We start from the raw sequence: 12,644 nt of genomic DNA on the forward strand, positions 1-12,644 counted from the left end.
ATCGGGTGCTACCTATGAAATTTTATCTGTAGCTTCTTCCCAAGTTTTTTTATTCTCCTGAGAATCCTTGGCTACCTTTGTTGCTATCGCCGTAGCAACTGCAACCAGTGTGATTGTCATAAATTTCTTCATGCCAACCTTTCAACCAAGGTGAGTGGGCGTACCAGGAATTGAACCTGGGACCTCTACATTATCAGTGTAGCGCTCTAACCGTCTGAGCTATACGCCCTTGGTGTTCATCAGAACGAAATATAACTTTACACAGATTTTGGAACCTTGCCAAATCGAAAAGATATGTTCTGACTCACATCCATTTTTGAGGTCAATAGCCACCTGCCCCATAAGCCCAAGGCGGCTCCCCTCCCCCGATAAGGGGGCTAGAAACCGCCATGAAAGCTACTGAGAGGTTTTCAAACCTATTCGTCAGTCAGAGTGACCCCCACGCCGCCAACAAGCTTAGCGGCGACATTGTAGAGCATGGCAGACAGGGTGCCCAGCAGAGTAAACAGAACAACATTGATAACCGAGATAATCGTGCTGTAGAGCGCTACCTGACCCAGCGACAGGTACTCCGAGATATCCACGGCGTCACCGGTAGTACCCAAGAGCTGCAGCAGGTCATTAATGCTCTGGAAAGCACCTGAAGCCTGCATAACCAGCCACAGGATCACAGCTGCAACAACCGTGACAATACCGACAGCCACCGAAAGCAGGAAGACCAGCTTAGCAACGGAGAAGGTGTCAACCTTTGCAACCACCAGACGGGCACGACGAATCTTAGACCGAGGGGCGGGACGAACCAGCGGCTTACGCTGAGGTCCTGCCGAACTGGAAGTGCCGCCAGCTCGGTTTCGAGCCTGCGAGGCACGCGGAGTGCCAGTTCGCGGTGCGGGGCGCGGGGCTGTGCCCTTGCTATTGGTACTCACTAGTTACCTCCGTGTGCTTCTGCGGAATCGGCATCAATATCCGCCGGTGATGTGTCATTTTCTAAAGTTACTTCATCTGCCGGATTTTCTAAGCTTTCGGCACCGTTTTCGTCGGTGTCTTCTGCCTCATCAATGTTGCGTTCAAAGTTGCGAGCAACTTCAAGAATCTCATCATTCTTACCGGGCTTAGCAAAGATAACACCCATGGTATCGCGGCCCTTAGCGGGAACCTCGGCAACAGCGGTACGAACCACCTTGCCCGATTGCATAACAACCATGACCTCATCTTCTTCACTCACAATGAGGCCACCCACCAGATCACCACGGTCTTCTGCCAGCTTTGCGACCTTGATACCTAAGCCACCACGCCCCTGAACGCGGTACTGATCAACCTGGGTGCGCTTAGCATAACCACCAGCGGTGACAACGAAAACAAAGGAGTCATCGGTGACGACGTTGGCTGACAAAAGCTCATCGCCTTGACGGAACTTCATGCCGGTTACACCGGATGTCGCACGACCCATGGGGCGCAAGGCTTCGTCGCTGGCAGTAAAGCGTAGCGACTGCCCATGCCTAGAGATCAGGAGCAGGTCGTCCTCAGCGCTTGCCAGCTGGGCAGAGACCAGCTCATCACCCTCGCGCAGATTAATCGCAATCACACCTGCGGCACGGTTGGTGTCATAGTCAGACAGCGCGGTCTTCTTGACCAGGCCCCGCTTAGTGGCAAGCACCAGGTACGGAGCATCCTCATAGGACTTCAGCTCCATGACCTTTGCTATGGTTTCTTCGGGCTGGAAAGCTAACAGATTAGCAACATGCTGGCCCTTGGCGTCACGCCCTGCTTCCATCAGCTCGTAAGCCTTGGTACGGTACACACGCCCCAGGTTAGTGAAGAAGAGAATCCAGCTGTGAGTGGAAGTCACAAAGAAGTGTTCCACCACATCGTCGCCACGCAGAGCAGCACCCTTGATTCCCTTGCCACCACGATGCTGGGACCGGTATTGGTCGCTCCGGGTACGCTTGACGTAGCCACCACGGGTAATGGTAACGACCATTTCCTCTTCGGGGATCAGGTCTTCCATCGACATATCACCGTCGTAGCCCATCAGAATCTTGGTCCGGCGCTCATCACCGTAACGGCCAACAATCTCTGAGAGCTCCTCGGAGATAATAGTGCGCTGGCGGTCCTCAGAAGCGATGATGGAGTTGTACTCGTCAATCATGCGCATGAGCTCATCGTGACGATCCTGGATCTTCTGACGCTCCAGAGCAGCCAGGCGACGCAGCTGCATGTTGAGGATAGCCTGAGCCTGAGCCTCATCAATATCCAGAAATTCCATCAGCCCGGTACGTGCTTCATCGGCGGTGGGTGAACGACGAATGAGGGCAATAACCTCATCCAGGGCATCCAGAGCCTTCAGCAGGCCGCGCAGAATATGCGCTTCTTCCTCAGCCTGGCGTAGACGGTACCGAGTACGGCGAACGATAACTTCCATCTGGTGGTTAACCCAGTGGCGGATGAAGGCATCGAGTGAAAGCGTGCGGGGCACACCATCCACGATAGCCAGCATGTTAGCCGAGAAGTTTTCCTGCAGCTGGGTGTGCTTATAGAGGTTATTCAGCACAACCTTGGGCACCGCATCACGCTTGAGCACGATGACCAGTCGCTGACCGGTACGGCCAGATGTTTCATCGCGTAGATCAGCGATGCCGGTAATTTTGCCATCCTTGACCAGTTCAGCAATTTTGACAGCCAGGTTATCTGGGTTGGCCTGGTAGGGCAATTCAGTGACGACGAGGCAGGTGCGGCCATGGATTTCTTCGACGTTCACCACGGCACGCATGGTGATAGAACCACGCCCGGTCCGGTAGGCATTTTCAATGCCCTTATGACCCAAGATAGTGGCGCCGGTGGGGAAGTCAGGACCCTTAATACGGGCAATCAGCGCCTCAAGAAGCTCTTCGTTCGAGGCCTGCGGGTTCTGCAAGAACCACTGCACACCCTCGGCTACTTCACGCAGGTTATGCGGCGGAATATTGGTGGCCATGCCCACGGCGATACCCGATGAGCCGTTAACCAGCAGGTTGGGAAAGCGGGAGGGTAGGACAACAGGTTCCTGATTCTTACCGTCGTAGTTGGGCTGGAAATCTACGGAGTCCTCGTTGATATCCCGTACCATCTCAAGCGCCATGGGGGCCATCTTGGTTTCGGTGTAACGGGGAGCTGCCGCACCGTCGTTACCTGGTGAACCAAAGTTACCCTGCCCCAGGGCCAGGGGGTAGCGCATGACCCAGTCCTGAATCAGACGAACCAGGGTGTCATAAATAGCGGAGTCACCGTGGGGGTGGTACTGCCCCATCACTTCGCCCACAACGCGGGCACACTTGTTGAAGGAGCGTTCGGGGCGGTAGCCACCGTCATACATCGCGTAAATGACGCGACGGTGCACAGGCTTGAGGCCATCGCGCACATCGGGAAGCGCACGGCCAATAATGACCGCCATAGCGTAGTCCAGGTAGGAGCGTTCCATTTCGGAGCGTAGGTCAACTACCTCGACCTTATCGCCGGGCCCCTCTGGGGTATCAAGCAGCTGGCCCTCTAGGGGCTGTTCTGAGCCCTTGGTGTTATCGTCGCTCATAAGTTCCTCTTCTTTGTCCTTGACCTATATATTCCAGATTTTGCATATATTCCCTTTGTGGAATAAATGCCTTAGATATCAAGGAAACGAATGTCTTTTGCGTTCTGCTGAATAAACTCTCGACGGGCTTCGACGTCCTCACCCATCAAGATGGAGAAAATCTGATCAGCGGCAGCAGCATCTTCCATGCGAACCTGCAGCAGGGTGCGGCGAGCAGGATCCATGGTGGTATCCCAGAGCTCGGTGTAGTCCATCTCACCCAGACCCTTGTAACGCTGAATGCCATTATCCTTGGGCAGGCGCTGGCTCTTGGCATAACCACGCTCTAAGGCAACATCGCGCTCAGCATCCGAGAAGACGTAGTCGTGCGGAGCATTAGACCATTTGATCCGGTACAGCGGAGGCTGAGCCAGATAGACGTAGCCTGCCTCAATCAAGGGACGCATGTAGCGGAAGAGCAGGGTCAGTAGCAGGGTAGTGATGTGCTGGCCATCGACGTCCGCATCGGCCATCAGCACAACCTTGTGGTAGCGAGCCTTCTCAATGTTGAAGTCCTCACCGATGCCGGTTCCAAAAGCGGTAATCAGTGACTGGATCTCAGCGTTTGATAGGGCGCGGTCAAGGCGAGCGCGCTCAACGTTAAGAACCTTGCCGCGCAGGGGCAAGATAGCCTGGGTCTCGGGGTTACGGCCGCGTACAGCAGAACCACCCGCGGAGTCACCTTCCACCAGATAAATCTCGGATACCGAGGGGTCCTTTGACGAGCAATCCTTGAGCTTACCCGGCATAGAACCGCTCTCCAGCAGGCCTTTACGGCGGGTGGTTTCACGCGCCTTACGGGCCGCCAGACGCGCCTGGGCAGAGGTGATAGCCCTGCGGACAATCTCTTTACCGGTTGAGGGGTTACGTTCCAGCCAGTCGCCCAGTTGGTCCATAATGACGCGCTGAACAAAGGCTTTAACCTCGGAGTTACCCAGCTTAGTCTTTGTCTGGCCCTCAAACTGGGGTTCAGAAATCTTGACTGAGACCACGGCGGTAAGACCTTCACGGACATCCTCACCGGTCAGATTGTCGTCCTTTTCACGCAGGAGCTTGTTCTCACGAGCAAAACGGTTAATCAGGGTGGTCAGTGCAGCACGGAAGCCCTCTTCGTGGGTACCGCCCTCGTGGGTGTTGATGGTGTTGGCATAGGTGTGGACCGACTCCTTGTAGGCAGCAGTCCACTGCATAGCAACTTCCAGGCTCATCATGCGGTCGGTGTCTTCGGTTTCAAAGGCGATGACATCATCGTGCACGGTCGCAAGCTTCTTTGAAGTGTTCAAGAAGTTGACGTAGTCGTAGAGGCCGTTCTCGTACATGTAGGTGACGCTCTTGTAACCCTCAGCGCTGGGGCCGACCTGGTTGAGTGGTAGGGTAGCGGGTTTGTCCTCACCGGCAACCTCATCACCTTCGTGCAGCTCTCGCTCATCGGTCAGACGGATAGTCAGACCCTTGTTGAGGAAGGCCATCTGCTGGAAGCGAGCACGGAGGGTCTCGAAATCAAAATCGACGGTTTCAAAGATTTCGGGGTCGGGGTAGAAGGTCTGCGTGGTGCCGGTAGCGTCGGTGGCTTCACCGCGAGTCAGGGGCTTAGCGGTTTTACCGCCGTTAGCGTAGCTGATGTGCCAGCTGTAGCCCTGGCGGCGCACTTCGGTTTCAACGCGTGTTGAGAGAGCGTTAACGACCGAGATACCCACGCCGTGTAGACCACCCGATACCGCATAGCCGCCGCCACCAAACTTACCGCCCGCGTGCAGAATGGTCATAACAACTTCAACGGTGGGCTTTTTCTCGGTGGGATGTTCATCTACGGGAATGCCTCGCCCGTTATCGGAGACTCGAACTGCGCCGTCTTTTTGAATGACGACCTCGATGAGGTCCGCGTATCCGGCCAGAGCTTCGTCGACAGAGTTATCGACGACTTCATAGACCAGGTGGTGCAGGCCGCGTTCCCCGGTTGAGCCGATGTACATACCGGGGCGCTTTCGCACAGCTTCAAGGCCTTCGAGGACCGTGATGTCGGCGGCGCCGTATTCGTGGGAAGTTTCTTCAGTTGCCACGGGTGATTAGGCTCCTTGCATGGTCGGTATCGCGCCCAATGGTCAGGCACAAGATGCTGGCAGTATAGGCAGACAGATCATCAAGGCCCGCTTATTCTGGGCGCGCGTATTCTCTGCCAATTCTACCGCACCGGGGCTTTTTCTCCCCGCTTTACAAGGTTTTAGAGGGCTATCTGCTCGCAGAAGGCGCTTATTTGGCCTTCCCAGTGCTTTACCCCCTCAGCCTGTAGGCTCTCACAGCTTGAGGGGTCAAACCGTCCAGAGGCGATTTTTCCAGTAATTTACCCGTAAGTATCTCGTGGCCCGCGACCACCGGGGGCCACCCGCAGCCCCTTTTTCCAGGAGGGGGCGTTGGGGCCGAAGGCTTTGACATCACGCACCACCTCATCACCTAGCTCGCTGTTAAAGCGGCGAATGATGTCGTATTTCATGTGCCGCACCTGCACAGCCCAAGCTGTTGATTCGCAACGGACGGTGATAACCCCATCATCAAAGCTGTCCGGGGTAGTTTTGCTTGCCAGTTGCGGTCCCACCAGTTTGTCCCAGCGAGCCATGACCGATGAAACTGCCAAAGGGGTACTCCAGCCCCGCTCCATCATGACGCGATCCAAGAGGCCAGCCAGGCTTTGGGGATCCCTGACACTGGGCCCAGGCCCGGAGTACCCCCCGAGCTGGCCGGCAGTCGATAGGGAGTTGTACCGTTTGACTTTTGCACCGGGTTCAGCGTTCATCACCCGACCGAAATCTTTAATGATTTTTCGGCCGGCTAGGCCCTGAACCCGCAGTTCACCGCGAGCTTCTTTAGCCGCTCGGATACGACTCAAGAGAGCGGCGGGGGCATCTAGACCATCCGCATTATATTCTGTATAAGGAATATCTTTGCTCATGGTGACTATTCCGCACTGTCCATACGATGGTTGAAGCTTTCATCAACATCTGCTTTGCCCTGGTCAACACGAACCAGCACAATCTGTCCTAGCTCCTGGGGTATATCGCTCACTACAGCACAGGTTACAAGAACCTGTTCAGCACCTGCCACAATCGCGCCCAGACGGTGACGGCGAGCAGTATCTAACTCAGCAAAAACATCGTCAAGAATCAAAATTGGGGATGCCCCTGTCGAATCATTATCTGCAAGGTGAACATACCAGGCAGCAAGTTTAAGGGCTAGAGCATAAGACCAGCTTTCACCGTGGGAAGCAAAACCTTTCACAGGGATCCCGCCGAGTTCTAGGGCCAGGTCATCACGATGGGGCCCTACCAGGGTTATTCCTCGTTCCACCTCTTCAGACCGTTTTTGTTCCAGGGCACGGATAAGTGCCTGTTTTATATCCTCTACACCCATGAGAGCTGCCTGGGGGAGAGTTTGACCCGAGATCGTAGGGAAGACAGTAGATTCGTAGTTGATGCTGACGCTTTTTGAGCCATCAGTTAATTGCCCATAGGCACGCTGAAGCTGGGGAAGCACCAGCGAAAGAGTCCGCAGCCGAGCCTGCAAGAGGTAAGCCCCGCTAGTAGCTAGTTGCTGATTCCAGACCTCTAGAGTGAACGCATCTTCTTGCACAGATACACGGCGGCCCCGCATAGATTTCAGCAGGGAGTTTCGCTGACGCAAGATTTTCTCGTACTCAGAACGATATGCGGCCACAGCTGGGCGCAAAGAAACTGCTAGGTCATCGATAAAGCGTCTTCGTCCGACTGGCTCACCTTTGACAAGTTGCAGGTCTTCGGGAGAAAACAGGACGGTTCTTGTGACGCCAAGAGCTTCTCTTGCCCGGACGGGAGCTGCCCTATTGATACGCACCCGATTACTTTTCCCAGGAGCTATCTCAAATTCGAGGACCGTTTGTTGGTTGCCCCGAACGGTGCGGGTACGAATGTAAGCGCGTTGGGCCCCCACACGTACGAGCGGTGAATCCTGGCTGACCCGGTGAGAGGCAAGTTGCGCGGTGTAGTCAACTGCCTCGATGATGTTGGTTTTACCCACCCCGTTAGGGCCAAGAAAAACGGTGACGCCGGGGGTCAGCGGCAGGTTCAGTAGTCGATAGGTGCGGTAGTCCATCAAGGATAGGTGGTCGATGTACAGCGCGTACTCCTTGACGTTATGAGAGGGGGCTGAGAAAGAACCTTTACTGGTTCTGCAGGCGGATAGGCATTAGCAGGTAACGGTAGTTTTTCTCGTCCTCAGCCTGCCAGTCTTCCTGTTCAGAGAGTACAACGGGCTTGCGAGGGTCGGTGAAAGAGAACCTCACAAATTTGTTGGAAGCAAAGGTATGGAGGCCTTCGGACAGGTAGCTGGGGTTGAAGGCAACCGTAATATCTTCACCGTGAAGATGTGCCTGCAGGGTTTCGGATGCCTGAGCGTCTTCGCCTGTGCCGGCGTCGAGGGTTACCTGGCCCTGGCTGAAAGCAAGACGAACAGGGGTGTTTCGTTCGGCTACCAGTGATACGCGGCGAACAGCCTCCATCAAATCTGAGGTACGGATAATTGCGTGTACCGGGGTGACTTCGGGAAAGAGCGAACGAATCTTGGGGTATTCGCCGTCTACGAGCAGGCTTGTCGTCCGGCGGGAGTCAGATTCAAAGCCTACAAGTTCGTGGCTGTTAGAGAGAGCAATAGAAAGATCACCGGCACCACCGAGTGTCTTGGCGACCTCCGACAGTGTTTTAGCTTTGATGAGGGTTGCTGTTGAGATGGAAGGGTCTGTGGGGTTCCAGGTCAGTTCACGCATGGCTAGACGGTAACGGTCGGTAGCCAGCAGGGTGATCTGATCACCTTCAATTTCCATACGAACACCGGTCAGAATTGGCAGGGTGTCGTCTTTGGAAGCTGCTACCGATACCTGGCTCACTGCTTTAGCGAATTCGGTACCTTCCACGGTGCCTGAGATTGCCGGTAGCGCTGGGAGTTCCGGGTAGTCGTTCACAGGCATTGATGAGAGGTTGAAGTTTGAGGAACCGCATGAGAGATGGACTTTACCTTCGTGCAGTTCAAAGAGAACGTCTGCCTTAGGTAGAGAACGGCAAATCTCAGCAAGCAGGCGGCCTGATACGAGAGCTTGGCCTTCTTGGGCAACATCAGCTGCGATATTTAGCTTTGCTGAGGTTTCGTAGTCAAAACTTGCGATGGATACTTCACCTGAAACTGCCTTGATGAGCAGACCTGAAAGGACAGGCACCGGAGGGCGAGGGGAGAGGGAACGAGCGGTCCAGCTAACCGCCTCTGCCAGGGTGTCGCGTTCAACAGTAAATTTCACTGGAGCACCTTCCAAATCTCAAAACAGTAGAAGCCCGCGATAACGGGCATATTCAGACTCTCAGTCTACCGGACTCATCCCCTCTTGAACCTATGACCCTAGCCCTATCTGAGCCTTGGCTTTGGGCAGAGATCCGAAAACTACAGAAGAGCGTTCCCAAAAGAGTGCGAATTTCTGTAATTACAGAGAGTTCTTACAAGGGGGTGAGCAACCCGCTAGGGCCATGTAATTACAAGAACTCTCGCCAGGGGAAACAGGATCGGGACATTTTTTTGTTATTTGCCTTTTCTTCTTTAAAGGTCGTAGTGTTAATAACCCTTGTGAAAACTGTGGAAAACTCAATTTGAACCCAGCAAATCAAGGATTTCCCTGTGGGGCTATTGTGTAGAAGTAAGGCCCAATCTGTGAATGAATAGTGTATGAATATTTATGCAAAAAATGAACTGCACACCTTTTGAATATCTATGCACTTAACCTCCACATTAAAACCCCGCCAATAGTAAGTTATCCACAGGGGTGTTGAAAGCCCATTTCTAGCGTGATGCGTCCCTGGAACCCTGTTTGATGCGGTTCGTCAACTCAGTTACCTGGTTGAAAATAGGCCTACGTTCGGCCATCAGATTGCGAATCTTCCGATCGGCGTACATAACAGTGGTGTGGTCACGGTCGCCCAGCTCCTGACCAATACGGGGCAGGGACATGTCCGTGAGCTCTCTCAACAGGTACATTGCAATCTGACGGGCATTGACCAGAGTCCTGCTCCGTGACTTGGAGCGTAAATCCTCAAGAGTGACATCAAAGTATTCCGCAGTAGCAGAAAGAATCTGCGAAGCAGTAATCTCGGGGGCACCATCATCGAGCAAAAGGTCCTTGAGTACCTGTTCAGCCAGTTGCATATCAACGGCCTGCTGCTGCAAGGACGCAAAAGCGGTCACACGAATCAGCGCACCTTCAAGCTCACGGATATTGGTTGAGATATGCGAGGCAATATACTCCATGACATCATCGGGAACATTGAGCCCCTCATTCTGGGCTTTCTTGCTCAAAATGGCGATACGCGTTTCTAGCTCAGGCGGCTGAACATCGGTAATCAAACCCCACTCAAAACGCGACCTCATACGCTCTGCAAAACCTGTGAGCTGCTTGGGCGGTAAGTCCGATGTAATCACGACCTGCTTCTGATGGTTATGCAGGGCATTGAAAGTATGGAAGAACTCTTCCTGGGTGCTATCTTTACCTGCCAGAAACTGAATATCGTCAATCAGGAGCATATCGACGTTACGATAAATCTGCTTGAACGACGTATCGTTCTTGTCTCGAATCGAGTTAATGAAATCGTTGGTGAACTCTTCTGAATTCACGTAGCGTACTCGAAGCCCTGGGTAGAGACTCTTGGCATAGTGACCGATGGCGTGAAGCAGATGGGTCTTACCCAGCCCCGAACCACCGTAAATAAAGAGTGGGTTATAGGCAGAGGCAGGGGTCTCCGAGACAGCGAAGGCGGCCGCATGGGCAAAGCGATTGGACTGGCCAATCACAAAGCTATCAAAAGTGTATTTAGGGTTCAGCCGGGCTGTTGAGTCCCACGTACTAGATTCTCTGGGGCTTTCCTGACGAGGCTCAACATCGTGGGAGATACTCTGCCCAGAGTAGTTGTCTGTATCGGCAACCGCCGGAACATCAGAGATGTCTGAAGGCGCATCGGCTACTCCTTGCTGTTCAGAGCCGCGGTCAATAAACCCGCTGGTAGCTTCTGCCTGTGCCGGTTCAATAAAACTGGTGGGGGAGTGATCTACTACTGCCGTCGCCTGTTGCTGCGCTACCGATGACGAAGGCTCAGCAGCAACTTCTGGCTTCTTCTCAAGGCTGGTATCAATGATGAAAGCCTCAGTCACACCGGGCCCAAAAGTAGCCCTAATTGCTTCTTGCAGGGAGCCTTTGAGCTCATGCTGGAAAATATCACGGGTAAATTCGCTGGGGACCGCAATCAGCAGAACATTGCCCATGAAAGCATGAGGCTGAGCCAGCCCAATATGTGCGCGGTGGCGTTGCGCTACCGATGTATCGGCACGCAGCAGGGTCACCAAGTGCATCCACTTCTTTTGAAGCTCAGGATCCATATAATCGCCCACAGGCTCTCCTTACAAGACGCGCAACTAGAAAACTTACCCACAGCTTACCCATAGATACCCTGAGAATATCACCATGTTATCCACAGGGTGGATAAGATGTGAATTGCTGGTGGGGTACCTGTCCACAGTATGTGATTAAAGTGCGGTTTGCCAGCTTAAAGTCGTGAAAAATACAACTTACAACTTTTTGCGAAGACCTGTGGATAACCTGCGCTAAGAGATTCTTATCGACAAGCTATCCACAGATGTGCCTAACCTCTCTCCACTGCCTGTGATTAAAGACCTACGCCCCTTAGGCTTGACCTTGTATAGCCCCGTCTTCTAGAGTTGATTAGTCAAAGTGTGCTAGGAGTATGCCCATACTAGGTATGCCCCGCCCTCAACGGCGGCCTACACATCAGCAAGAAGCGTCAACCTGTTCGAAGAACTGTTGAAAGGTTGGCCCCCGTACCAACCACTTTTGGAGTAACCAGATGAGCAAGCGGACTTTCCAGCCGAATAATCGCCGCCGCGCCAAGAAGCACGGTTTCCGTCTTCGTATGCGCACCCGCGCAGGCCGCGCTATCCTCGCGAACCGTCGTTCAAAGGGCCGCGCAAGCCTCTCAGCATAAGGCTTTACTATCTCCTAACCAATCGGCCTTCACTCCATGCAGGCCAGCGTACTAACGCAGCCCGCCGAGACAGACCGAACCGAAAGGGGAGAGCACGTGCTGGCACAGCAGCACCGGATGAGAGCTTCGGCTCAATTCTCACAGACTACACGTTCCGGCGTCCGATCAGGACGCCGGAACTTAGTTCTATATACAGCCAAATTAAACGAGGAACCAACCCTTATCGGTTTCATCGTTTCTAAAGCCGTGGGTAACGCCGTTACCCGCAACAAAACCAAACGCCGCCTTCGAGAACTAAGTGCCCACTTTCTGACAGAGCATCCCGAGGGCTATTCCATTGTGCTCAGAGCCCTACCGGCCGCGGCCTCAGCTAGCTATGCTGAGCTTGCCTCCGACCTCGAAAGCGCTCTTCTATCCAACCTCAAAAAACTCGGGGGCAATCCCAATAATCATGGCCTTGCCGCTACCCCCGTCGCCCCTCATGGAGAGGAACTCTAAAACACATGAGTGCCTCCCGATACACCGCCCCCCAGGAACCCACCCCTAGCGACAAGGACATCCTGCTAGAAAAAGCTCCCCACGAGTTTGTGGTTCCGACCTCTCTGACCCAAGCGGTGCTGGTCCTACCTCAGAACCTTCTAATCGCTTTTATCAAGATTTACCGAGCTATCGTTTCGCCCCTCTACGGCAACGTATGCCGGTACTACCCAACATGCTCCGCCTACGGGCTAGAAGCAGTTACAAGCCACGGTGCCATCCGCGGCCTCTCTCTTACCGTTCGCCGTATTCTGCGGTGCCATCCCTGGGCTACGGGCGGTCTTGACCCTGTTCCGGCCGGCAAACGCACTTTTGCGCCCGGCCAGGAACCTAAGATAATTCTTCTAAACCATCCACACCGGCACCATCACCACCAGTAACTTCTCGGTGCTAGTGCTTGTCCACCACAACCGGCTCACATCTCGCTGAGCCAGGGAGAGATA

Annotated in this window: 11 protein-coding genes and 1 tRNA gene; 3 read left to right on the forward strand and 9 right to left on the reverse strand. The window is 54.0% G+C overall.

Annotated elements, in window-relative coordinates; genetic code table 11:
* Positions 1 to 12: 12 nt before the first annotated feature.
* From ACN082_RS09995 to dnaA, 9 genes are all read right to left on the reverse strand, one after another.
* Positions 13 to 120, reverse strand: a complete 108-nt coding sequence (locus tag ACN082_RS09995; RefSeq protein WP_419100715.1) for a DLW-39 family protein — start codon at positions 118 to 120, stop codon at positions 13 to 15.
* 35 nt (positions 121 to 155) lie between these two features.
* Positions 156 to 229: transfer RNA gene (locus ACN082_RS10000), tRNA-Ile, on the reverse strand.
* A 187-nt stretch (positions 230 to 416) separates the two neighbouring features.
* Positions 417 to 926 (reverse strand): DUF3566 domain-containing protein, encoded by a 510-nt coding sequence (locus ACN082_RS10005; protein ID WP_419100716.1) that lies wholly within the window; start codon positions 924 to 926, stop codon positions 417 to 419.
* Complete coding sequence (gene gyrA / locus ACN082_RS10010; protein WP_419100717.1) at positions 926 to 3,565, reverse strand: DNA gyrase subunit A; 2,640 nt, start codon at positions 3,563 to 3,565, stop codon at positions 926 to 928. Before gyrA ends, ACN082_RS10005 begins: the two co-directional genes overlap by 1 nt.
* A 71-nt stretch (positions 3,566 to 3,636) precedes the next feature.
* On the reverse strand, positions 3,637 to 5,664 hold the full coding sequence (gene gyrB / locus ACN082_RS10015; RefSeq protein ID WP_419100718.1) for a DNA topoisomerase (ATP-hydrolyzing) subunit B: 2,028 nt from the start codon (positions 5,662 to 5,664) through the stop codon (positions 3,637 to 3,639).
* 281 nt (positions 5,665 to 5,945) lie between these two features.
* Entirely contained in the window at positions 5,946 to 6,551 is a 606-nt protein-coding gene (locus ACN082_RS10020; RefSeq protein WP_419100719.1) for a DUF721 domain-containing protein, read from the reverse strand.
* 5 nt (positions 6,552 to 6,556) lie between these two features.
* Positions 6,557 to 7,750, reverse strand: a complete 1,194-nt coding sequence (gene recF / locus ACN082_RS10025; RefSeq protein WP_419100750.1) for a DNA replication/repair protein RecF — start codon at positions 7,748 to 7,750, stop codon at positions 6,557 to 6,559.
* A gap of 43 nt (positions 7,751 to 7,793) precedes the next feature.
* A complete protein-coding gene (gene dnaN, locus ACN082_RS10030; protein ID WP_419100720.1) occupies positions 7,794 to 8,921 on the reverse strand; it encodes a DNA polymerase III subunit beta in 1,128 nt (375 codons plus the stop codon).
* Between the two features lie 533 nt (positions 8,922 to 9,454).
* Entirely contained in the window at positions 9,455 to 11,041 is a 1,587-nt protein-coding gene (dnaA, locus tag ACN082_RS10035; protein ID WP_419100751.1) for a chromosomal replication initiator protein DnaA, read from the reverse strand.
* A 485-nt stretch (positions 11,042 to 11,526) separates the two neighbouring features.
* On the opposite strand from dnaA, the gene rpmH reads away from it, so the two are divergent.
* The 3 genes from rpmH to yidD all read left to right on the forward strand — a co-directional run bounded on the left by rpmH (position 11,527) and on the right by yidD (position 12,581).
* The gene (rpmH, locus tag ACN082_RS10040) at positions 11,527 to 11,664 is read left to right on the forward strand and encodes a 50S ribosomal protein L34 (protein WP_083091541.1); all 138 of its coding nucleotides are present in this window, start codon (positions 11,527 to 11,529) and stop codon (positions 11,662 to 11,664) included.
* Between the two features lie 96 nt (positions 11,665 to 11,760).
* Positions 11,761 to 12,162 carry a ribonuclease P protein component gene (gene rnpA / locus ACN082_RS10045; protein WP_419100721.1) on the forward strand — a complete coding sequence of 134 codons (402 nt, stop codon included), beginning with the start codon at positions 11,761 to 11,763 and terminating at the stop codon, positions 12,160 to 12,162.
* Between the two features lie 5 nt (positions 12,163 to 12,167).
* Positions 12,168 to 12,581 (forward strand): membrane protein insertion efficiency factor YidD, encoded by a 414-nt coding sequence (gene yidD / locus ACN082_RS10050; RefSeq protein ID WP_419100722.1) that lies wholly within the window; start codon positions 12,168 to 12,170, stop codon positions 12,579 to 12,581.
* The last annotated feature ends 63 nt before the right edge of the window (positions 12,582 to 12,644 follow it).

The organism is Rothia sp. CCM 9417 (assembly GCF_048513575.1).
Taxonomy (GTDB): domain Bacteria; phylum Actinomycetota; class Actinomycetes; order Actinomycetales; family Micrococcaceae; genus Rothia.